Origin of the sequence: Marinobacter pelagius (assembly GCF_003315345.1) — a bacterium.
Lineage (GTDB): Bacteria > Pseudomonadota > Gammaproteobacteria > Pseudomonadales > Oleiphilaceae > Marinobacter > Marinobacter pelagius_A.
Genome location: NZ_QNRO01000023.1, coordinates 39,045 through 60,592, shown reverse-complemented (window position 1 = coordinate 60,592; position 21,548 = coordinate 39,045). Strand labels below are relative to the sequence as shown.

17 protein-coding genes are annotated in these 21,548 nt (G+C 62.1%); 8 read left to right on the top strand and 9 right to left on the bottom strand.

The features are described 5' to 3' along the window. Position 1: 1 nt before the first annotated feature. The gene (locus tag DET50_RS16470) at positions 2-697 is read right to left on the bottom strand and encodes a tRNA/rRNA methyltransferase (RefSeq protein WP_113863836.1); all 696 of its coding nucleotides are present in this window, start codon (positions 695-697) and stop codon (positions 2-4) included. Between DET50_RS16470 and DET50_RS16465 the strand changes: the two genes are divergently transcribed. Continuing rightward, positions 696-1,970, top strand: a complete 1,275-nt coding sequence (locus tag DET50_RS16465) for a methyltransferase (RefSeq protein ID WP_113863835.1) — start codon at positions 696-698, stop codon at positions 1,968-1,970. The two genes, DET50_RS16470 and DET50_RS16465, sit on opposite strands and share 2 nt — an antisense overlap. On the opposite strand, the gene DET50_RS16460 is transcribed toward DET50_RS16465, so the two are convergent. The 3 genes from DET50_RS16460 to DET50_RS16450 form a co-directional block, all read right to left on the bottom strand. Further along, a complete protein-coding gene (locus tag DET50_RS16460; protein ID WP_113863846.1) occupies positions 1,927-2,406 on the bottom strand; it encodes a DUF4124 domain-containing protein in 480 nt (159 codons plus the stop codon). The two genes, DET50_RS16465 and DET50_RS16460, sit on opposite strands and share 44 nt — an antisense overlap. A gap of 79 nt (positions 2,407-2,485) precedes the next feature. Beyond that, positions 2,486-3,682, bottom strand: a complete 1,197-nt coding sequence (locus tag DET50_RS16455) for an OmpA family protein (RefSeq protein ID WP_113863834.1) — start codon at positions 3,680-3,682, stop codon at positions 2,486-2,488. A gap of 159 nt (positions 3,683-3,841) precedes the next feature. After that, positions 3,842-6,160, bottom strand: coding sequence for an ATP-dependent helicase (locus DET50_RS16450; protein ID WP_113863833.1), 2,319 nt, complete (start codon positions 6,158-6,160; stop codon positions 3,842-3,844). A 192-nt stretch (positions 6,161-6,352) separates the two neighbouring features. On the opposite strand from DET50_RS16450, the gene DET50_RS16445 reads away from it, so the two are divergent. The 3 genes from DET50_RS16445 to DET50_RS16435 all read left to right on the top strand — a co-directional run bounded on the left by DET50_RS16445 (position 6,353) and on the right by DET50_RS16435 (position 9,648). Further along, the gene (locus DET50_RS16445) at positions 6,353-6,730 is read left to right on the top strand and encodes a DUF2237 family protein (protein WP_113863832.1); all 378 of its coding nucleotides are present in this window, start codon (positions 6,353-6,355) and stop codon (positions 6,728-6,730) included. Next, on the top strand, positions 6,730-8,886 hold the full coding sequence (locus tag DET50_RS16440) for a tRNA(Met) cytidine acetyltransferase TmcA (RefSeq protein WP_113863831.1): 2,157 nt from the start codon (positions 6,730-6,732) through the stop codon (positions 8,884-8,886). Before DET50_RS16445 ends, DET50_RS16440 begins: the two co-directional genes overlap by 1 nt. A gap of 69 nt (positions 8,887-8,955) precedes the next feature. Next, on the top strand, positions 8,956-9,648 hold the full coding sequence (locus DET50_RS16435) for an ankyrin repeat domain-containing protein (protein ID WP_113863830.1): 693 nt from the start codon (positions 8,956-8,958) through the stop codon (positions 9,646-9,648). Between the two features lie 4 nt (positions 9,649-9,652). On the opposite strand, the gene DET50_RS16430 is transcribed toward DET50_RS16435, so the two are convergent. Then, entirely contained in the window at positions 9,653-10,756 is a 1,104-nt protein-coding gene (locus DET50_RS16430; RefSeq protein WP_113863829.1) for an enoyl-CoA hydratase/isomerase family protein, read from the bottom strand. 221 nt (positions 10,757-10,977) lie between these two features. On the opposite strand from DET50_RS16430, the gene DET50_RS16425 reads away from it, so the two are divergent. Continuing rightward, positions 10,978-11,316, top strand: a complete 339-nt coding sequence (locus tag DET50_RS16425; RefSeq protein ID WP_113863828.1) for a c-type cytochrome — start codon at positions 10,978-10,980, stop codon at positions 11,314-11,316. 27 nt (positions 11,317-11,343) lie between these two features. On the opposite strand, the gene ppnN is transcribed toward DET50_RS16425, so the two are convergent. Next, positions 11,344-12,726 (bottom strand): nucleotide 5'-monophosphate nucleosidase PpnN, encoded by a 1,383-nt coding sequence (gene ppnN / locus DET50_RS16420; RefSeq protein ID WP_113863827.1) that lies wholly within the window; start codon positions 12,724-12,726, stop codon positions 11,344-11,346. 111 nt (positions 12,727-12,837) lie between these two features. Between ppnN and thiI the strand changes: the two genes are divergently transcribed. Next, on the top strand, positions 12,838-14,292 hold the full coding sequence (thiI, locus tag DET50_RS16415; protein ID WP_113863826.1) for a tRNA uracil 4-sulfurtransferase ThiI: 1,455 nt from the start codon (positions 12,838-12,840) through the stop codon (positions 14,290-14,292). Positions 14,293-14,302: 10 nt separating this feature from the next. Here the strand turns inward: thiI and DET50_RS16410 are convergent, their stop codons facing one another. Then, positions 14,303-15,316 carry a histone deacetylase family protein gene (locus DET50_RS16410; protein WP_113863825.1) on the bottom strand — a complete coding sequence of 338 codons (1,014 nt, stop codon included), beginning with the start codon at positions 15,314-15,316 and terminating at the stop codon, positions 14,303-14,305. A 170-nt stretch (positions 15,317-15,486) separates the two neighbouring features. On the opposite strand from DET50_RS16410, the gene DET50_RS16405 reads away from it, so the two are divergent. Both DET50_RS16405 and uvrD read left to right on the top strand, forming a co-directional pair. Then, positions 15,487-16,935 carry an NAD-dependent succinate-semialdehyde dehydrogenase gene (locus DET50_RS16405; RefSeq protein WP_113863824.1) on the top strand — a complete coding sequence of 483 codons (1,449 nt, stop codon included), beginning with the start codon at positions 15,487-15,489 and terminating at the stop codon, positions 16,933-16,935. A 276-nt stretch (positions 16,936-17,211) separates the two neighbouring features. Continuing rightward, the gene (uvrD, locus tag DET50_RS16400; RefSeq protein WP_113863823.1) at positions 17,212-19,377 is read left to right on the top strand and encodes a DNA helicase II; all 2,166 of its coding nucleotides are present in this window, start codon (positions 17,212-17,214) and stop codon (positions 19,375-19,377) included. A 190-nt stretch (positions 19,378-19,567) separates the two neighbouring features. Here uvrD and DET50_RS16395 read toward each other — a convergent pair whose 3' ends face one another. Continuing rightward, positions 19,568-20,365 (bottom strand): undecaprenyl-diphosphate phosphatase, encoded by a 798-nt coding sequence (locus DET50_RS16395; protein WP_113863822.1) that lies wholly within the window; start codon positions 20,363-20,365, stop codon positions 19,568-19,570. A gap of 118 nt (positions 20,366-20,483) precedes the next feature. Then, positions 20,484-21,548, bottom strand: a complete 1,065-nt coding sequence (gene arsB / locus DET50_RS16390) for an ACR3 family arsenite efflux transporter (protein ID WP_113863821.1) — start codon at positions 21,546-21,548, stop codon at positions 20,484-20,486.

The window sequence follows — 21,548 nt, the reverse complement described above, 5'->3', positions numbered from 1 at the left end:
GTTATTTCTTGCGAAGGGTTCGTTCGATATTGCCGCACAGGGTATGGACGAACCCGATATCCCGCTCCGACAGAAGTGGCAGGCGTTCGAACACCCATTGCGACAGCTTGCCCTCCGGGGGCGTGTCAACCTCGGGCAAGAGGTGCCCGAGCCGTTCCCGCAGGGCACCCAGACCAGCCTCAGCCGGTGCGGGCTTGTCGCCTTCCGCCTCACTGTTGACGGACAGCCCCGACATCTCCCAGGCATAGAGCATCACCGACTGGGCCAGGTTCAGGGACGGATAGGCCACTTTCATCGGAATGCCGGTGAGCAGGTCGCACAGGGCCAGTTCCTCGTTGGCCAGGCCCCGATCCTCGCGCCCGAACACCAGGGCGGCGGTGGCGACCGACTCGCCCTTGTCGGTCAGCACCGTGCGCAGGCGGTCCGGCGTATGCCAGTCCTGGCGGTTGTGGCGGGGCTTGGCGGAGGTGCCCATCAGCAGGTCTACGGAGTTTCGCACCGCTGCCAGATCAGGGAAAATGCGCGCGTTATCGAGAATATGGTCGCTGCCGTGGGCCAGCCAATGGGCTTCCGGGCGGGTGTGCAGGTCGGAGTTCACCAGCCACAGCTCGCCAAACCCCATGGTACACAGGGCACGGGCAGCCGCTCCGACGTTTTCAGGAACCTTGGGTTCGACAAGTACAAAGGCCAGTTGCATGACGTTTCCTCCGGCGGCGAGTTTACACGAGCCGACCACATCTTTTTATAGCCGCTGGCAGGCTTTGAACGACTGGCTTGCCGGCCACGCGGAATTCTGGCGGCCGGCACCGTTCATGGAGCCGGCTCCGGCCTGGGCGCAGGCGTGCCCGGAATTGTCGTCCTGGCTTGAAGCACTCACTGATGAGGACTGCGACTATTACGAACAGCACCTGATCGAGTTTGCAGGTCGGATCCGTGGCTGGCTTCCCGGCCTGGTCGGTTACGAGCAGCGGATAGCGGTGCCGGTTCTCTCTCCCTCCCCGGCGACCCTGGCGGAGACAACCCTGCCGGAGGTGGCTGCCACCGACATGCCAGGTCGCAAGCGGGCCCAGGCCGGAGCCTTCGCCGCCTCGGTGATCCCCTTGAACCGACCGGTGTTGGACTGGTGCTGCGGCAAGGGCCACCTGTCCCGGACCCTGGCAAGGCAATGTCCGGAACCAGTGCAGGGCTTCGAGTGGGATCCGGCATTGGTGGCCGATGGCAACCGGCTGGCCCGCCAGTTTGCCGATGCCGTGACCGTGCATTGCCAGGACGTGATGGCGGATGACCTGCGCTGGCCGGCCGGCAGCCATGGCGTGGCCCTGCACGCCTGTGGTGACCTGCATCGCCAGCTGATCCGCCGGGGTAGTGCTGCCGGCGCACCGCGCCTGAGTTTCTCGCCCTGTTGCTACCACCTGACGGCTCACTCCGGGTATCAACCTCTCTCCGGGCAGGCCAAGCAACACCCGCGCGTACTCAGGCTGACCCGGAATGATCTCCGGCTGGCGGTCCAGGAGACCGTGACCGCACCGGCCAGGGTGCGGGCTCAGACCGCGCTGGTCAGCCAGTGGCGACTGGGTTTTGACGCGCTGCAGCGTCATGTGCGGGGCTCAGACCAATACCTTCCGGTGCCCTCCCATCCGCCCCGGCTGGTGAATGAGGGATTTGAAGCCTTCTGTCGATGGGCGGCCCGGAAAAAACAGCTGGAATTACCGGCTCAGATGGACTGGGACCATTGGCTGGAGGCGGGTCGACAGCGGTTCAGACAGGTTCGCCGCCATGAACTCCTGCGCCACCTGTTCCGCCGGCCCCTGGAACTCTGGCTGGTGCTGGACTATGCCGTAGCCCTGGAAGAACAGGGTTACCGGGTGCACCTGGGCACCTTCTGTGACCGCGAACTGACACCTCGTAACCTGCTGCTGGATGCGGTCAGGGTTTGCGATACTCCACCCGCTCCACGCAGCCATCCCTGAAGTACACATAGGTCAGCTCATACAGCGCGCCGTAATACCGGGTCTGGTAGATCCAGACTTCCCGGGGGCTGGTATGCACTTCCGGGGGGTTGCCAAAGGCCCGACGGACGTGATCCCGGGTCATGCCCCGGACTACCTGTTCCCGCACCAGGTACCGCCGCAGATCCGTGGAATTGATGAAGCGGCAGGTGGAGGCCTCCTCCGGTTCTTCGGTTTTCTTGTCCTGGCCCCCGGAGTCCCTGCTGGCGGGTTCGGGCAGGTTCTGGTTGAAGCTGCCACCGATCCGGTTGTCCTGGATCTCGATGGCCTGGGCATCAGTGCCGCAGGGCTGGTCCGAGAACGTCACCGAGCCGTTGCTTTCACAGCGATAGACCTCGGCCAGGGCGCCGCCGGAAAAGGCCATCAACAGGGTTGTCAGTGCCAGGCCGCGATTCATGTTGTTATCGCCATTGATGTTTTCTCGATGCCAAAAAGAAAGGCGCCCGCAGGCGCCTTTCATCCGTTCCGGTCCCTCGTTAGCGGCGAACCTGGATGCGGGCCTCGACCCGACGGTTTTCCGCGCGGCCTTGGGCGGTATCGTTGGAGGCGATGGGTGCCTCCTCACCGTAACCGATGGCGTTCACGCGCTCCGGATCCACGCCCAGCGGGCCTGTCAGGCGTTCGGCAACGGCTTCCGCACGACGCTGTGACAGGAACTGGTTGTAGTCTGCATCACCCATGCTGTCGGTGTGACCGGCGATCTCGACGATGGTTTCCGGGTTTTCCTTGAGGAAATCGGCCACGCGGCTGATCTCATCGTCATAGGCGTTGCCGATTACCGAGCTGTTGGTCGGGAACTTCACTTCGATCTCGAAGGTCTCGATGGTCTCGGTGACACCCTCGCAACCGGTGGCATCCACATCCGCACCGGCGGTGGTGTTCGGACATTGGTCCTTGCTGTTTACAACACCATCATTGTCGCCGTCCAGTTCACAGCCGCGGGCATCCACGTTCGCACCCTCGGGGGTGTTCGGGCAGGCATCGCGGGCATCGGCAACACCGTCCATATCTGCATCCGGCTCACAGCCGGTGCTGTCCACAACCGCGCCCGGCGTCGTGTTCGGGCACTGGTCACTGGTATCGGGCACGCCGTCATTGTCGCTGTCCACAGGTGCGGCTTCACCCACGGTGCGGTTGAAAGCGAAGCTGATACCCAGGGAAACCATGGTATCGAAGGTGCTCTCGTCGATACCGTGGAACTCGCGCAGGTCGCCGCGCAGGGAAATGCTATCGCTGACGTTGTAGCGGATACCGGCCCCGACATTCACCCTGGTTTCCTCGTGGTTGCTGCCAGAGGTGGGAACAGTTAATACGTCTTCACCGAAGTCAGCATGGCCAGCACCCAGGGCAAGATAGGGGTTCCAGGCTTCATCCTGACCGGCGAAGTAGTAGAGCCCGTCCAGGCGCAGCTCATCAAAATCGGAAGATCCTTCAACATACTTGCGGTCGGCGTCGGCGCGGGAGTAGACCGCTTCCACCGCCCAGTGCGGAGTAAAGCGGTATTCTGCACCCACCCCAAAAGTGCCGGTCTCACTGAGATCCCTCTTGTCATCAAAATACTGAAAGCCGGCAAACGGGTTGAGATAGATGGTTTCCTGGCGCTCCTCGGCCAGCGCGGGTGTGGCCATTACAGCGGAAAGAGCTGCCACGGCTATTGGACGCATGATGTTCATGCTGAACCTCCTGTTCGGTTGTCGTTCTTGCGACTGCTTTTTTGCAGAAAATTAAGGTGTTACCTGAAAGCTAGGCCAGTAGGCCAAAAAAGACAAAAAATTGAAATGTTTTGTTACGTTCGGAATTATACGGACTTACGGCGCAGCCAAAGCGGTGGATCAGGCCATTGTGGTGAAATACAGGTGGGCGCTTTTCTTGCTGAAGTTCAAGGCGTCGCCGTTATCGAAACGCACTTCGAATGAGCTTTCATCCTCACCGACGATGCTACCGGCCCCGAAAATGGCATGGCTCACGCGCTGGCTGTGCCAGACCGGCGCCTGCCGATCATCCGTGGCCGGGACGGTGCCTTCCAGGGAGACGCCTTCCCGCTGGGCATAGCGCTGGCTGACCGGGGTAAGCGGTGCCTCCAGCCTGATGGATGAAGTGGTCTGGCGGTCAGATCTCAGATGGTGCCCCAGCTCCTCCGAGAGTTCGAAACAGCACTCCTCCACAAACCGGCTGGGCCCCTGGTCACCGTCCAGGTGAGGTCGTTTGCTGACCGGCCGGCTGATCAGGTGCAGGGACTCCCGCGTCCGGGTCATTGCCACGTACAACAGCCGGCGCTCGCTCTCCAAAAACGCCCGGGCATCGTCGTGGGACCGGGGGGAATAGGGTAGGTACTTCTCCTGCAGGCCGGGAATGATCACCACCGGCCATTCCAGCCCCTTGGTCCGGTGAATGGTGGACAGCAGCACGCCTCCTTCCTTGTTCTCACCGGCCTGCTGTTTCAGGGTTTTCAAATGCGTCAACGCTCCCTCGGCGTCCACATCCAGACCCTTCAGGTACTGCCGGAATCCCTGCACGGTATCGATCCGCTCCTCGGCACTCTCATGGGTCAGCGCCAGGCTGCGAATGCCCTCGTACAGGTCAGTGTGCTCGGCATAGACACTGATCAGCCCCGCCACTGGTCCCTTGAATCCGGACAGCTGGCCCAGCACCTCGCCCAGCTTGCGCAACTTGCGAGCGGGCATGGGTGCCAAGGCATCAAAATCCATCGCCAGAATCCGCTCATGCCAGGCGTCGCCAAAACCGGCCAGGAACTGCGCCAGATTCTCCAGCTCCGGCTCCTTCAGCCCGACATGGGGAAACCGCAGCAATAACCGGGCGAGTTCCAGCCGATCCGCATCCGGCAGCTGCCCCAGCTTGCCGGTAACCACCATCAGCAGTGCAGTAATGGCCTGGACCTCGCGGCTGAACAGCGCCCCCTTGCCGGCATCAATCCGGTAGGGGATCTGCCGGGCCAGCAGCTTCAGCTCGATCGGCACACTCTGACTCCAGACCCGGAACAGAATCGCCGTCGCCGACAAGGACTCGTGGGATTGGTTCTTCAGAATCTGCAGGACCTGATCGCTGTCGCTTTCCACCCGGTGCAGGTGAATCGCGGTATCCGGCGTGGACGGATGGGAGTGGCACAGCACATCCTTGCGCCCGGTGTTGTGACAGATCAGATGATTGGCCAGCAGCGCCACCCGGTGCCCATAGCGGAAGGTATAGCTCAGCGTCTGCTCCAGCGGACTCTCGAACTCATCACTGAACCGCTTGAGAATAAACTCCGGCTTCGCGCCCCGGAACTCATAGATCGTCTGGTCCGGATCCCCCACAACCGTTACCCGCGCCCGGTCTCCGGCCACATAGCGCAGCAACAGGTGCTGGATCTCATTGGTATCCTGGTACTCATCCACCAGAATCAGATCCATCTTGTTGCCCACCAACCGCTGCAGCGGCGGATTCTGATGAATCGCCATCACCGGCTCGTACAGCATATCGGCATAACTGATCCGACTCTGGCCCTTACGCCACTGCTCGAAGCTGTGAAAAAGGTCAATCAGGTACCGGTGCTTTTCCGAATACCCCAGCTCCTCAAACACAAATTCCGCCGGCGACAGCGTCGTCTTCACCAGATCAATAAACCCGGTGGCCGTCTCCACAAAATCCTTCTTGTTGCGCCGGATCTCATCCGCCAGATCCTCCGGCGCCAACCGCCGCGTCAGCTGCCAGGCCTGAAAACTGATCTCCTGCTCGGTCAGAATCTTCTCCGAAAACCCCGGCAGATAACCTTCCCGCACAAACCGCTTGTACAACCGCAGCCCCATGGCGTGATACGTCCGGATCTCCGGCAACGCCAGCCCCGACTGATGGCACACCTCCTGCAGCTTGCGCCCGAAATCCACCCGGGCACTGCGGTTGAACATCAACACCAGCATCCGGTCCGGATCATGGCCCTGCTCCAGCAGGTACCGTATGCGCCAGGCCAGTGTCGACGTCTTGCCACTGCCGGCCACGGCGGTAATCACCGAATGCTCGTAGCCGGCGGTAATAATCGCCCGCTGCTCGTCGGTCAGAAAATCCGGCAGGTTCGAGGTGTCAGGGGTTTGGGGGTTGGTCGACATGGCCGGTATTGTACTGGCCAACTGGTAGTGCGGATACCAGTCCCGCATAATTGCTGGCAACTCAGTTTTTAGTGACCGTAACTCACAACTCCGATAGCAAGGTGTTGGAAGGGCAATCCAAAACTGTGCGGAGCCATGGATGGCGGAGCTCAAGCGTCACAAGGATGTGCCGCCAGGAGCGGGTTTTGGATTGCCCTTCCAATGCCTTGCCAACTCCGAAACTCTGGGAGATAGGTAAAGATGAATACAGGGGAGTCCATCAACGTACTGGGCGAAAAACTGGAAACCTGCGGCACCGACCCCGAAACCGGCTTCTACCGCGACGGCTGCTGCAACGTCGGCCCCGATGACCTCAGCCTCCACGCCGTCTGCGCCGTCCTCACCGACGACTTCCTCCAATTCTCAAAAAGCCGCGGCAACGACCTCAGCACCCCCAGACCGGAATTCGGCTTCCCCGGCCTCAAAGCCGGCGACAACTGGTGCCTCTGCGCCGCCCGCTGGCAGGAAGCCTTCGAAGCCGGGTGCGCGCCCAGGGTCCGGCTCCGGGCCACACACCAGGCCGCCCTCGAAAAATGCGACCTGAACGACCTCAAAACCCACGCCGCAGACCTCAACTGATGCCCCCAGCCGCCGGTGACAAAGCCCCAAGTCATGAAACCTGGCGTCGATTGGCCGAACACCTCGGCGCCCGCGGCGAGCGACGCCTTGTCCTCGTCGAAGGCGACCGGGACAGTGCACTGACCTGGCTTCGACAACTCCTGCCGCACCTGCGGCCGTCACCGGGCATCTGGACCGGCCCCGGTGATGACAATCCCTCGGCAGACCTCACATCTGTACCACCGGCCAAAGCCAGAAACTGGCTGGGCCGGGAACTATCGGTGGTGGTCTGGGACGGCTGGCAGGGTAACCCGCCGGATGGTTTGGCCGCGATTGCCGGTACCCTCAAGGCCGGGAGCCTGCTGTTCTGGCTGATGCCGCCCCTGGCCGACTGGGACCGGTTTGCCGATCCGGACTACCGGCGTACCGGCCTAGACAGCTCCGAGCACCACCCGTTTGCTCGCCGCATGGCGACGATTCTCGGCAGCGATTCCGACGTGATCCGGGTTGATGCCCGCGATCCCGGACGAACCCGGATGCCGACACTGCCGATGCCAGCCACTTCCTTCTCCGTGGCCACCACCGCCGACCAGCAGCGGCTGATCGATCAACTCATGCATTTCGGCCAGGGCCGGCGCCGGCGCCCCCTGGTGGTCACCGCGGACCGGGGCCGCGGTAAATCCGCCGCGTTGGGTATCGCCGCTGCCAGACTGTTACGGCAGGGCCGCGAGCGCGTCCTGGTGACGGCGCCCAGCCGCGAGAGCGTGGATACTCTGTTCCACCACGCCCGGCAAACCCTCGGGAAGGACCTGGCAACTGACGACGGCAACAGCCTTCTCACCCGGGCCGGGGCCGAGCTCCGTTTTTTGCCGGTGCATGAACTGCTGACACAGCGACCGGCAGCCGAAGTGGTCCTGGTCGACGAGGCGGCAGCGATCCCACCCCAGGTACTTGAGGGCATTCTGTTGGGATGGCCGAGGGTGGCCTTCTGTTCCACTGTCCACGGCTATGAAGGCGCGGGCAGAGGCTTCGCCATCCGATTCCGCTCCGTGCTGGACCGCGAGACTCCGCACTGGCAATCCGCCAACCTGACCCGGCCGGTACGCTGGGCGACGGGGGATCCGCTGGAAGCGCTGGCCTCCAATCTGTTCCTGTTATCCGCTTCAGGCATGGCCAGCGACGATGCCCGGGTTCCGGCCCGGGATATCCGGATTGATCGGTGGTGCCCCGCCGACGCGCCGGAGCCCGAACTCGCCGAAGCTTTTGGTTTGCTGGTCGATGCCCACTACCGGACCACCCCGGCCGATCTTCGCCAGTGGCTGGATGATCCGTCTGTGATTAGCTGGTGTGCCTGGCATGAGGGCCGCATCGTCGGGGTGCTCTGGGGAGCCATCGAGGGCGGACTTGACGAGGAACTGGCACAGAAGGTTACCCGGGGGCAGCGCCGCATCCGGGGCCACCTGCTGGCCCAGTCCCTGGCATCCCACAGTGGCTTTCCGGAAGCGGCAACCCAGAAGACCCTCCGGGTAGTCCGGGTTGCCGTGGCCAGTCCCGCTCGCCGCAGCGGTGTGGGCAAGCGCTTGGTGGCAATGGCGCGGGAGTGGGTGGCAGAGCAGGAGCTGGATACTCTCGGTACCAGCTTTGGTGGCAGCCCGGAATTGCTGGCCTTCTGGCAGTCCTGTGGAATGAATGTGGTTCGCGTCGGGTTCCAGCGGGAGAACACCAGTGGTGAATATCCGCTGCAGATGCTGACCGGATCGAGTCCGCAGGGTGTCGAACTGGTGGATCGACTGAGGGGTCGGCTGGCCCGGCACTGGCTGACGCTGGTCCCGCGGCATTGGTGCGGGATGCCTGCGGAGCTGCTGGCGGCCATTAGCGACGACCTGCCGGCACCCCGCGTCCTGGGTGACGATGACCTACGTGACCTGGACAACTTTGCCCACGGCCACCGTGGCTTTGATCTTTGCCTGCCGGTACTCCGGGAACTCGGGCAGGTGCCGGGCGTCATGAACTGGCTCCGAACCCGGCAAGATCTGGCCCTGTGGACAGCGGCGGTGCTGCAGGGCCGCTCCTGGGCTGAGCTGCAGGCCGCCGGCTTGTGCCGCGGCCAGCGGGATGGCGAAGACCGGCTGCGGGTAGTGGTGCGCCAACTCCAGGAAAACGGGCTGGAGATGTGAACCGCTCGATTTAATTCCCGCCGTGCGCTGCCCAGAATAGGCCAACATTCCAAAACAGAGATTGTTGATATGGCCAAGGGATCCGGCACCCTACACGCATTGTTCCTGTCGTTTCTTGCTTTAACCCTGTTGTCCGGCTGCGCAGTCCAGGATGCGCCCAGTAACCTGGCCCGGGGGACGGCCTCCGGGGTATCCACACCGATTGTTCACGCAGCGGCGGACGGTAACCTTGAAGAGGTCGCAGCCCTGGCGGAAGCCGGTCACTCACTGAACACCCTGACCGAACGAGGCTCCCCCCTGATGGCGGCCGTGCGCGCGGGCCAGGACCGGGTAGCCTGGTACCTGCTCAGCGAGGGCGCGGATCCGGACCTCGCCGCGCCGGGGGAGGCAACGCCGCTGATGGTCGCGGCCGGCGATGGCAGCCGTCGGCTGGTCCAGCTGCTGCTCTCGGCCGGTGCCAGCGTCAATGCGGTGGATAAACTAGGGTATACGCCGGTGGTTCGGGCGGCCGAGCAGGGCAATCTGTCCGTGGTCAAGGTGTTGCTGGCCGCCGGGGCCAACGTCAATGTCAGTCAGGGTGGTGAGTCGTTGCTGATGAAAATTGTCGGCAGCGGGGATCTGCTGACCGCGGAAATGCTGTTGGCGGCCGGCGCCGACGTCAACTACCGGGCCAGAGACGGCAGTACCGCCCTGAGCCGGGCCCGGGCCATCAACAGCCGGGATCTGGAGATGTTGCTGGTCCAGGCCGGGGCCCGGCTGTAAGTCCTTACTGCAGCTGCATGGGGTCGGTCTCGTCGTCCCACTCCGGCTCGAAATGGGCGGCGACAACGTCCTCCGGGACCTCGGCCACCGAGCCATAGGACCAGGACGGTTTCTGGTCCTTGTCCACCATTCTCGCCCGGATTCCCTCGGGCAGGTCCGGGCGCCGGCTGCACTCGAGGGCCATCGCCAGCTCCATCCGGAACACGTCTTTCAGGGACATCTGCTGGGCTTTCTTGAGCTGGGTCCACACCAGCCAGGCAGAGACCGGGCAACCGCCGCGCAGGTTGTCGATGCAGGCACGCCACCAGTCACTGTCAATATCCGAGCCAAGCAGCTGATCCACCACTGTCGGCAGTTCCTCCCCGGCGCTAAGGCGTGAAATCGCCTGCTCGTGCCGTTCCAGGTTGCTTTGTGGCAGCGCCCGGTAATCCGGTGCGGGCATCTGGTTCAGCAGCCGGAACAGCCGGTTGTCATCGCCAGCGGCTTCCCCGGTCCAGCGCTGTTCCTGCAGCCGGGAGAACAGGGTGTCCCGATCTTCAGGCAGCAGTGCCATATCGGCCAGGCCCACTCGCAGGGTATCGGTAACGTTGAGCCGGGCACCGGTCAGACCCATGAACAGCCCCAGGCGGCCCGGCAGACGGTTGAGGAACCAGCTGGCGCCGACATCCGGGAACAGGCCGATGGAAATCTCCGGCATGGCCAGGGTGAGGTCCGGTGTAACCAGCCGGTAGCGGCAGGCGGACAGCAGGCCCAGGCCGCCACCCATGACCACACCGTGGCCAATGCCGACGACCGGCTTGGGGAACCGGTGCAGGCTGTAATCCAGCCGGTATTCCCGGGTAAAGAAGCGGAAAGGGGCTTGCTGGTCACCGTGGCCGGTCATGGCGTCATAGAGCAGGCGGATGTTGCCGCCGGCGCAGAAGGCGCGTTCTCCAGCCCCTTGGAGCAGCACCAGACAGATCCTGTCATCTGTCGCCCAGCGATCCAGGGCGTCCTGGGCCTGCTCCACCATGGCTTCGCTCAGTGCATTGAGGGTGCCCGGCGAGTTCAGGGTGAGCAAGCCAAGAAAGCCTTCACGGCAGGGGAGTTCCTGGACCTCTACGGACATGGGGTGTGTCTCCGGGTTGGATAAATCAGAAATCTGGGTATTCTACCTAATCGTACTTTCCCACTAACCCGCGAGTGCGGTAAAGGGGACGATTGTCGAAAGGAGCGCCTTGATCTATCACATTTGAGCGGGGCGCGCTCTGTGCTATAAGTGCATTACAGTCGAGTTTTAATAACACCTGACGGCGTTTTTACGCCGACAACGATGAGAGGGTAGTAACTATGAAATTCAAGAACTTCGCGATTGCCGGACTGATGTCTGCTGCTGTTGCCCTGCCGACCCTGGCTTCTGCCGCAGGTGACGTTGCCGCCGGCAAGGCCAAGGCCGCAGTTTGTGCCGCTTGCCACGGTCAGAATGGTCTGGCCCAGATTCCGACCTATCCGAATCTGGCGGGTCAGAACGAGCAGTACCTGGTGTCTGCGCTCAAGGCGTACAAGAACAAGCAGCGCTCCGGTGGTCAGGCCGCCATCATGCAAGGCCAGGCGGCGGCCCTGAGCGATGAAGACATCGCCAACCTGGCAGCCTACTTCGCCAGCCTGCCGGCAGACGGCGGCAAGTAAGCGCCACGTTTGCTGTTCCGGCGGGGCCTACGCGGCCCCGCTGACAATCCGGTAGCAGGGCTGATACGCCTGCGCTCCCGGTAATTTCATCCGGTTCTGGGCCACAAACTGCTCCAGCATGGCTTCCAGGGGCTTGATCAGCGAGGGATCCCCGGCGATCTCGAACGGCCCTTTCTCCTGAATCTGGCGAATCCCGCTTTCCTTCACATTTCCTGTGACAATACCGCTGAATGCCTTGCGCAGGTTTGCCGCAATCATGTGTACGGGCTGGTCCCGGTGCAGTTCCAGTGATCGCATGTTGTCGTGGTTGGGCTCGAACGGCAGCTGGAACACCGGATCAATCTTCAGCATCCAGTTGAAGTAATAGGCGTCCTGCATGGCCCGGCGGAAGGTTTCCACCTCTTTCATACCCTTTCTCATGGCCTGGGCGACGCGGGCCGGATCATCAATGATGATCTCGTACTTGCTGGCGGCCTCGTCACCGAGGGCGTTTCGGATGAACTTGTCGATCATCTCGAAGTACTCCGCGTTCTCTTTCTCACCGGTGAAGATGACCGGGAACGGCAGGTCCGCGTTATCCGGATGCAGCAGGATGCCGAGCAGGTAAAGAATCTCCTCTGCGGTGCCCACGCCACCCGGGAACACGATCACACCGTGACCACAGCGCACGAAGGCCTCGAGGCGTTTTTCAATGTCCGGCATGATTACCAGTTCGTTGACGATCGGGTTCGGTGCCTCGGCACCGATGATCGCCGGCTCGGTAATGCCCACGTAGCGGCCATTCCTGACCCGTTGCTTGGCGTGGCCGATGGTGGCGCCTTTCATCGGTCCCTTCATGGCGCCGGGACCACAGCCGGTGATGATGCTCAGTCCGCGCAGGCCCAGCTGGTGGCCCACCTCCTTGCTGTACTGGTACTCCGCCTGGCTGATGGAGTGGCCGCCCCAGCAGACGACCATGTCCGGCTGGCGGCCGGCTTCCAGCACCCCGGCATTGCGCAGGATGTGGAAGACCAGGTTGGTGATGTCTTCCGGATTGTCCCGGCGGAACCCGGCAATGGTCTGTGGAATGGAGTGGGTATACACGATATCCCGGAGCACGGAAAACAGGTGCTCGCGGATGGCCCGCAGCATTTCGCCATCGACAAAGGCATAACCGGGGGCGTTGACCAGTTCCAGTTTCAGCCCGCGGGGCTGGGGTACCAGGCGCACATCGAAATCGGCGTGGGCCTCCATCAGCGCCTTACAGTCGTCGGTTTCCACGCCCGTGTTCAACACCGCAAGGGCGCACTGTCGGAACAGCTGGTAGAGACCACCCTCGCTCCGGTCCTTGAGCCGGTTCACTTCGTGGTTGGAGAGAATCTCGAGGGCTCCCTCCGGGGAAACGAGGGCATTGATCGTGGGTTCTGTCATTGAACGGTGGAACTCCTGAAGGTTTCGGCAATGCCGGATTTTGAGGCACTCTGACAAAACGGTACACTAAGCGCTTTCCTCTTTGTACGCCACCCGACAAAACTCCGATCTATGAAATTACTGATACGTCCCGCTCCGGAAGTTGCCATCAAGAGTAAGCCCGTTCGTCGGCAACAGATGAAACAACTCCGTCAGAACATCCGCAAGCTCCTGGCCCGACTCGATCACGATATCCTCGTGGAGGGCAGCTGGGATCGGGTGGACGTCGATGTTCCAGATGATCGGGGCCTCTACAGCCCGGTTATTGACGCGCTGTTGCGTATCCCGGGCATTTCCAGCATTCAGGAAATCGCGGTGTATCCGCTCCAGTCCCCGGAGGATATCGGTGCGAAGGCCGTCGCCGCCTTTGCCGGCCGTCTGGATGGCAAGACCTTCGCTGTGCGTGCCAAACGCCTGGGCAGCCATGATTTCCGCTCCATCGATATCGAACGCGCGGTGGGAGCGGCACTGTGCAAAGCATTCGATACCGCCGGCGTCGATCTGAAATCACCGCAGGTGGAAGTGCGGATCGAGGTCAAGGAGGACGGATTCCACATCGCCCGGCGCAAGCACCAGGGCCTGGGCGGCTACCCGCTGGGTTCGGTGGAAAGCGTCATGACCCTGATATCCGGTGGCTACGACTCCTCCGTCGCCGCCTACCTGATGATGCGCCGTGGCCTGCGCAGTCATTTCCTGTTCTTCAACCTTGGCGGCACCGCCCACGAGGTCGGCGTACGCCAGGTGGTGCATTACCTGTGGGATCGCTATGGCGCTTCTCACAACGTGAAGTTCATTTCCGTGCCGTTCGAAGGCGTGGTGGCCGAGATCATGCGCTCGGTGAACAACCGCCACTGGGGCGTGGTACTCAAGCGCCAGATGCTCAAGGCGGCGGCCGAGATTGCCCGTGATCTCAACGTTGCCGGGCTGGTGATGGGGGATGCGGTGGCCCAGGTATCGAGCCAGACCCTGTCGAACCTGAACGTGGTGGACCGGGCCAGCGACGAAGTGGTCCTGCGGCCACTGATCGCCATGGACAAGCAGGAAATCATCCGCATTGCCCACGACATCGGCACCGAGTCTTTCGCTCGCAACATGCCCGAGTACTGTGGCGTGATTTCCCAGAAGCCGGCCACCCGCGCCAAGCTGCACCGGGTCGAGGCCGATGAGGCGAACATGGACGCCGAAGTGCTGGTCCGCGCCATCGGGGAGCGGACCGAAACGCCGGTCAACCGTCTGCTGGAAACCACGATCACCCCGGAAGAAGTGGAGCTGGTGGAAACACCGGCGGTGAACGACGTCATCATCGACGTGCGCCATCCGACGGAAGAGGAGCGGTCACCGCTGGCCCTGACCAACAACCGGGTTCTGAAGATTCCGTTCTATGAACTCAACCAGCAGATCGAGGGACTGCCGCAGAATCGGCAGTACCTGCTGTATTGTGACCGGGGCACCATGAGCCGCATGCACGCCGGCCACCTGAAGGCCGAGGGGCACGACAACGTCAAGGTCTATGCCCCGGCTTCTTGAGAAGTGAAACTCAGCCCTCCAGGCCCCTGAAGAACTGCTGCACGTTGGTGCTGAGGGCCTCCAGGTCGTAACCGCCCTCCTGAACAATCAGCGTAGGCAGGCCCAGCTGGCGGATATGGGTGCTGAGCCGGTGGAAGCCCTCCGAGGATACCGATACCTTGGCCTGGGGGTCGTTCTTGTAGATGTCGAAGCCCAGGGTGAGGATCAGGGCATCAGGCTGGAACAGCTTGATGGCGGCCAGGGCCTCTTCCACTTTGGCGAAGAAATCCTCCTCACTGGAGCCATGGGGCATGGGCATATTGATGTTGTAGCCGAAGCCTTCGCCCTCGCCACGTTCGTTCTCAAAGCCACTCACCACCGGATAGAAGTTGGTGGGATCCCCGTGGATGGAGATGTACAGGACATCGCTGCGATCGTAGAAAATCTCCTGGATACCCTGGCCGTGGTGCATGTCGGTATCAAAGATGACGATTTTCGGGAACCGGGATTTCATGTGTTCGGCGGCAATGGCAGCATTGTTCAGGTAGCAGAAGCCGCCGGCCGCGTCACGGCGCGCGTGATGCCCGGGAGGGCGGCACACCGCATAGGACGTCCTGTCGCCGGCAATCAGTGCATCGGCCGCACCCAGGGCACTCTGGGCTGACCAGTAGGCCGCATGCCAGGTGTTTTCACCAATCGGACAGCTGCCATCGGCCTGGTAGCGGGCCGCCTCGGCGAGAATGCCGGTCAGGTGATTGGGCGAGCGGACGAAAATGTTCGAGATCACCTCGTCGCCCCAGTCATCCATCTGCTTCCATCGGCGGTGGGCGGACTCCAGGAAGCGGAGATAGCCCAGATCATGAACCTTTGATATCGGGCCGGCACCCTGGTCCGCCGGTTGCAGAACCGAAACACCCATCTCCTTCAGGCCGTCCAGCATTTGACCAGTGCGATCAGGCACTTCCTGCGGCTGACGCATCTGCCCACGGGTAAAGTAGGTCTGGGGAATATGCTGATCCTGTGCGGGATGGAAAAACGCTTTCATTGTCCGGCCTCCTGAAATGGTAATGCTCCGAGTATAGGCACAGTCGGAGGATGTTCAAAAGCCCGCCCTTGACTTTACAGGCTACGCTACAACACTCACTATGAAAGACATCATCCACTGACGCAACTGGTCCCGTGCGGGGCGCAGACAAACACTGAAGAGGAGCCGAGATGATTGAGTCACCCCTGCTGGAGAAACTCACTGGTTACATCGGCGGTCGCTGGACGGACAGCGCCCAGGGCAACACCTTCGATGTCTACAACCCTGCCACCGGCGAGGTGATTGCGAAAGTGCCCTCCATGCCGGCGGAGGACATCGAGGCTGCCATTGCGGCAGGCAAATCGGCCCTGAAGCTCACCAACCCGTATTCCATCGAAACCCGCCGCAAATGGCTGGAAGACATCCGGGACGGTCTGAAGGACAACCGCGAGGAAATTGGCCGCATTCTCTGCATGGAGCACGGCAAACCGTGGAAAGAGGCCCAGGGCGAAGTGGACTACGCCGCCGGCTTCTTCGATTACTGCGCCAAGCACATCCAGGCCCTCGACGCCCATACCATCCCGGAGAAACCCAAGGACTGCACCTGGACCGTCCACTACCGGCCGATCGGTGTCGCAGGCCTGATCACGCCGTGGAACTTCCCCATCGGCATGATCGCCAAGAAACTGTCGGCGGCGCTGGCGGCGGGTTGCCCGTCGGTGATCAAGCCAGCCAGCGAAACCCCGCTGACCATGATTGCCCTGTTCAGTTTGATGGACAAACTCGACCTGCCAGACGGCATGGTCAACCTGGTGATGGGCAAGGCCAGCGTGATCGGTAAAGTCCTGTGCGAAAGCCCGGACGTGCCCATGCTCAGCTTCACCGGCTCCACCGAAGTGGGTCGCAAGCTCATCGTAGACACCGCCGACCAGGTCAAGAAACTCGCCCTGGAACTGGGCGGCAACGCTCCGTACATCGTATTTGAAGACGCCGATCTGGACGCAGCAGCCGATAACCTGATCGCCAACAAATTCCGTGGCGGAGGCCAGACCTGCGTGTGCGCCAATCGCATCTTCGTCCACGAGAAAGTGGCCGACGCCTTCGGCGAGAAACTGGCGGAGCGGGTCAACAAAATGACCGTTGGTGACGGCATGAACGAAGGCGTCGATATTGGCCCGTTGGTGAACAAACAGGGCTTCGACAAGGTCAAACGCCACCTGGACGATGCCCTGCAAAAGGGTGCGAGCCTGGTGGCTGGCAAACAGCCGGGTGAACTCGGCGATGGCCTGTTCTTCCCGCCCACGGTGGTCCTCGGCGTCAACCGCGATATGTGCTGCTACCAGGAAGAAACCTTCGGCCCGCTGGTACCCATGGCCCTGTTCCGCACGGAAGAGGAAGTCATCGAAGCCGGCAACGACACCGAATTCGGCCTGGCCTCCTACGTCTTCACCGCCGACGCCGAACGCGCCCAGCGCGTGGCCGCCGGCCTCCGATTCGGCCACGTCGGCTGGAACACCGGCACCGGCCCGACCCCGGAAGCGCCGTTCGGTGGCATGAAGGCCTCCGGTATCGGACGTGAGGGTGGCCTCGAAGGTCTGTTCGAGTTTGTCGAACCGCAGACCGTGCCGCGGGGTTTCTGATCTCGGCAAACGTCTAGTGTCGAAGGGGCGAGACTTCCCTTCGATGCGAGACAGCGCAGGGGCGGGGCCTTCTTTCCAGGACTGTCTGTGGCCATGGATGGCCACAGTCAAGCGCACAGGGACGTGCTTGTAGCGTGTCCTGGAAAGAAGGCCCCGCCCCTGTGCGTTAACTCCAAAACCCGAAGTCAAAAGCCAGAGCCGAGCCCCCGACAAGCCTTGCCATACCCTGTTATACTCCCAAACCTGTTTATTTAACCAGTAGCGAACCGAATCCCTATGGACGTCTCCCACATCATCGATCCCCTGAACGATGCCCAGCGTGAAGCTGTCACCGCCCAGAACGACCACCTGCTGGTCTTGGCCGGCGCCGGCAGTGGCAAAACCCGGGTGCTGGTGCACCGGATTGCCTGGCTGATGACCGTGGACCGGGTGCCGCCCACGGCCATCCTGGCGGTGACCTTCACCAACAAGGCAGCGAAGGAGATGCGCTACCGGGTCGAGCAGATGATGCAAATCCCCACCCGGGGGCTGTGGATCGGGACCTTCCACGGGATTGCTCATCGCTTGCTGCGGGCGCACTGGCAGGATGCCGGCCTGCCGGAGAACTTCCAGGTACTGGACAGCGACGACCAGCTGCGGCTGATCAAGCGGGTGATGCGGGAGAACCAGATCGACGAGAGCCGCTGGCCACCAAAGCAGGCCCAGTGGTTCATCAACAGCCAGAAAGATGAAGGCCTGCGGGCGGACCACATCCAGGAGAATCCGGGCGACCACTTCACCTCCACCATGCTGAAGATCTACCGGCAGTATGAAAAACTTTGCCAGCAGGGCGGGTTGGTGGATTTCGGCGAACTGCTGCTGCGCTCCCATGAACTCTGGCTGCACAAGCCCGAATTGCTGGCCCATTACCAGCAGCGCTTCCAGCATATGCTGGTGGACGAGTTCCAGGACACCAACACTATCCAGTATGCCTGGCTGCAGGTGCTGGCCAGTAACCGCGTGCCGCTCACCATCGTCGGTGACGACGACCAGTCCATCTACGGCTGGCGCGGCGCGAAAATCGAGAACATCCAGCAGTACCAACGGGACTTTCCCAACGCCCGGCTGGTGCGTCTGGAACAGAACTACCGCTCGACCCAGACCATTCTCAAGGCCGCCAACGCGGTGATCGCGAACAACCAGGGGCGTCTTGGCAAGGAACTTTGGACCGATGGGCCCGAGGGTGAGCCGATTAGCCTCTACGCCGCGTTCAACGAGCAGGACGAGGCCAACTATATCGCCGATTCCATCAGTGCCTGGGTGGACGAGGGCAACCTGCGCAGTGAGGCCGCGATCCTCTACCGCTCCAATGCCCAGTCCCGGGTGTTGGAAGAAGCGTTGATGCGCCAGGGCATTCCGTACCGGGTCTATGGCGGCCTGCGCTTCTACGATCGCCAGGAAATCCGCAACGCCCTGGCCTATCTGCGCCTGGTGCATTACCACCGGGACGATGCCGCCTTCGAGCGGGTGGTGAACGTGCCCACGCGGGGTATCGGCGCCAAGAGCCTGGCGGAACTGCGGGAATACGCCACAGAGCAGGGCATCTCCCTGTGGGAGTCCGCCGAGCGACTGCTGGCGGCCGGCCAGGTGAAGGGCAGGGCGAAAACCGGCTTGCAGTCGTTTATGGACATCATCAACGGCCTGTCCGAGATGGTGGACCATGCCTCCCTGCAGGGCCTGATGAAACAGGCGATCGAGGTCAGCGGGCTGAAGGATTACCACGCCAGTGAGAAGGGTGAGAAAGGCCAGGCCCGGGTGGAGAACCTGGAGGAACTGGTCAGTGCCCTGTCGGACTTCGAGGTGGAGGAAGGGGTGGACCCGCTGTCAGAATTCATCGCGCAGGCGGCGTTGGATGCCGGTGAATCCCAGGCGGACGCCCATGAGGACAGCGTGCAGCTGATGACTCTGCACTCGGCCAAGGGCCTGGAGTTCCCGCTGGTGTTCATGGCCGGTGTCGAGGAGGGCCTGTTCCCCCACAGCATGTCTCTGGAAGAACCCGGCCGCATGGAAGAGGAACGCCGGCTGGCCTATGTTGGCATAACCCGGGCCATGAAAAAGCTGGTGCTCACTTACGCCGAGTCCCGTCGGTTATATGGCCAGGAGAAATTCCACGCCCTGTCTCGGTTCGTGCGCGAGATCCCGGGCGACTGCCTGCAGGAAGTCCGTCTGCGCAACACCGTGACCCGCCCGGCCATGGTGGAACGCCCCAACGAGAGCCTGTTCAGTCAGGATTCCGCCCAGCAGGCCGGGTTCAGCCTGGGTCAGCGGGTTCGGCATCCGAAGTTCGGCGAGGGCATCGTGATGAACTGCGAGGGCAGCGGGCACCATACGCGGGTGCAAGTGAACTTTGATGACGGGGCCAAGTGGCTGGTGTTGGCTTATGCGCCGCTTGAGGCCTGCTGAGGTTTTCTCTGGGGCGTAGCAGAGGGCTGGTGAGGCTTTCCGGGATGAAAAAGGGGTCAGAAGAAAGCGTTCTTCTGACCCCGATCTCGGGTCAGACTCCGCGGTAAAAACGGGGTCAGATGAAAGCTTTCATCTGACCCCTGGGGTTTCTCCGAGTTTGGGGCATCTGCCTTCCCCACATCCAGAATGCCTACATCAGCACCGCGTAAATCACCCCAGCCAAAATAATCCGGTAGATAACATACGGCCACATCCCCACCTTGTTCAGCCACTTCAGAAAGAAGTGGATGGCAGTAATGGCCATCAGGAACGACGTCACCCCGCCTATCAGGAACCCGCTCCAGTCCACAATCACATCGGAAGTCGCCACCTCCAGCAGCTTCACCGCCGAGGCCAGCACGATGATGGGAATGGCCAGCAGGAACGAGAAACGGGAGGCGGTCTCCCGGGTCATGCCCAGGAACAGGCCGGCAGTGATGGTGACGCCGGAGCGGGAGGTGCCGGGCACCAGGGCCATGGCCTGGGCGATGCCGACGAGGAGGGCGTCTTTCCAGTTCAGTGAGTCCAGGGTGCGTTGCCGTTTCGGCAGCCAGTCGGCGATGCCGAGCAAAATACCGAACACCAGCGTGGTCACGAAGATCACCGAGGCGCCCCGGAGTTCGTTGTCGATCATGTCCAGCAAGGCCAGACCGGCCAGACCCGCCGGAATCGTCCCGATCACCAGGTACCAGGCCAGGGCACCCTGGCCGACAATCCTGCGCTTAGCCACGGAGATCAGCCCGTCACGGGCGATGCCGAACACATCCCTCCGAAAGTAAAGCACCACCGCCAGCAGCGTGCCGACATGCACCGACAGGTCAAACCCCACGCCCTGGTCGGTCCAGCCAAAAAACGCCGGGGTCAGGATCAGGTGGGCGGAGCTGGAGATGGGCAGGAATTCGGTCAGTCCCTGGAGAAGGCCAAGGAACAGGGCCTGGAAAAGATCCATTCTGTGGGTTCCGTTCGGTTCAGAGCATCAAATGTGGGCGGGATATTAGCAGGGTGGCGATGGGCTGAACAGATTGCCGGGCTGATACCAGCGCCGGGCCGGCGCTGGCATCCGTGTTTCAGGCAGGGAAGCGGTCCCGGGTCTTGTTGGCGATGCGTACGAGAACCAGCATTAGCGGCACCTCCACCAGCACACCAACCACCGTTGCCAGCGCAGCCCCCGATTGCAGGCCGAACAGGGCAATCGCCGCGGCCACGGCGAGTTCAAAGAAGTTGCTGGCGCCGATCATGGCGCCTGGCGCGGCAATGCAGTGTCGCACTTTCCACAGCCGGGCCCAGCCATAGGCCAGGAAGAAGATCAGGAAGGTCTGCACAATGAGCGGCACGGCAATCAGCACAATGTGCAGGGGATTGTTCAGGATTACCTCACCCTGGAAGGCGAAGAGCAGCACCAGGGTGACAATCAGCGCCGCCGGCGTGACCGGCCCCAGCCGCCTCATGAACACCTCGTCGTACCAGCGCTGACCATGGCGGGCGATCAGGGTGCGTCTGGTCAGGTAGCCTGCGGTTAGCGGAATCACGATATACAGCACCACCGACAGGAGCACGGTATCCCAGGGGACCTGAATGTCGGAAATGCCCAGCAGAAACACCACAATCGGCGCGAAGGCAAACAGCATGATGATGTCGTTCAGGGACACCTGCACCAGGGTGTAGGCGGCATCGCCACGGGTCAGATAGCTCCAGACAAACACCATGGCGGTGCAGGGCGCGGCGCCCAACAGGATCGCGCCGGCCAGATATTCGCTCGCCAGCTGTGGCGAAATCAGCGGTTCGAACACCACGGTCAGGAAAAACCAGGCAATCGCAAACATGGTGAACGGCTTGATCAACCAGTTCACAGTAGTAGTGATGGCCAGACCTTTTGGTTCTTTGCGAACACCGACAACGGCACTGAAATCGATCTGCGCCATCATCGGAAAAATCATCGCCCAGATGAGGATGGCGATGGGGATGGACACCTGGGCGTATTCGAAGCGCGACAGGGTCTCCGGCACCGACGGAGCCAGTTGCCCCAGGGCCACGCCGGCCACAATCGCCAGTGCCACCCATACCGACAGGTAGCGTTCGAAAATCCCCATGCCGCCGGATGACGTGTCAGCGGCCAGTTCGTTACTGCTCAT

Bases quoted from the DNA above. Each gene is read 5' to 3' on its own strand.
- DET50_RS16470 (WP_113863836.1), bottom strand. From the start codon at position 697: ATGCAACTGGCCTTTGTACTTGTCGAACCCAAGGTTCCTGAAAACGTC.
- arsB (WP_113863821.1), bottom strand. From the start codon at position 21,548: ATGAGCAGTAACGAACTGGCCGCTGACACGTCATCCGGCGGCATGGGG.
- DET50_RS16435 (WP_113863830.1), top strand. From the start codon at position 8,956: ATGGCCAAGGGATCCGGCACCCTACACGCATTGTTCCTGTCGTTTCTT.
- DET50_RS16430 (WP_113863829.1), bottom strand. From the start codon at position 10,756: ATGTCCGTAGAGGTCCAGGAACTCCCCTGCCGTGAAGGCTTTCTTGGC.
- DET50_RS16425 (WP_113863828.1), top strand. From the start codon at position 10,978: ATGAAATTCAAGAACTTCGCGATTGCCGGACTGATGTCTGCTGCTGTT.
- DET50_RS16405 (WP_113863824.1), top strand. From the start codon at position 15,487: ATGATTGAGTCACCCCTGCTGGAGAAACTCACTGGTTACATCGGCGGT.
- DET50_RS16440 (WP_113863831.1), top strand. From the start codon at position 6,730: ATGCCCCCAGCCGCCGGTGACAAAGCCCCAAGTCATGAAACCTGGCGT.
- DET50_RS16450 (WP_113863833.1), bottom strand. From the start codon at position 6,160: ATGCGGGACTGGTATCCGCACTACCAGTTGGCCAGTACAATACCGGCC.
- DET50_RS16395 (WP_113863822.1), bottom strand. From the start codon at position 20,365: ATGGATCTTTTCCAGGCCCTGTTCCTTGGCCTTCTCCAGGGACTGACC.
- DET50_RS16410 (WP_113863825.1), bottom strand. From the start codon at position 15,316: ATGAAAGCGTTTTTCCATCCCGCACAGGATCAGCATATTCCCCAGACC.
- DET50_RS16445 (WP_113863832.1), top strand. From the start codon at position 6,353: ATGAATACAGGGGAGTCCATCAACGTACTGGGCGAAAAACTGGAAACC.
- DET50_RS16460 (WP_113863846.1), bottom strand. From the start codon at position 2,406: ATGAATCGCGGCCTGGCACTGACAACCCTGTTGATGGCCTTTTCCGGC.
- DET50_RS16465 (WP_113863835.1), top strand. From the start codon at position 696: ATGACGTTTCCTCCGGCGGCGAGTTTACACGAGCCGACCACATCTTTT.
- ppnN (WP_113863827.1), bottom strand. From the start codon at position 12,726: ATGACAGAACCCACGATCAATGCCCTCGTTTCCCCGGAGGGAGCCCTC.
- thiI (WP_113863826.1), top strand. From the start codon at position 12,838: ATGAAATTACTGATACGTCCCGCTCCGGAAGTTGCCATCAAGAGTAAG.
- uvrD (WP_113863823.1), top strand. From the start codon at position 17,212: ATGGACGTCTCCCACATCATCGATCCCCTGAACGATGCCCAGCGTGAA.
- DET50_RS16455 (WP_113863834.1), bottom strand. From the start codon at position 3,682: ATGAACATCATGCGTCCAATAGCCGTGGCAGCTCTTTCCGCTGTAATG.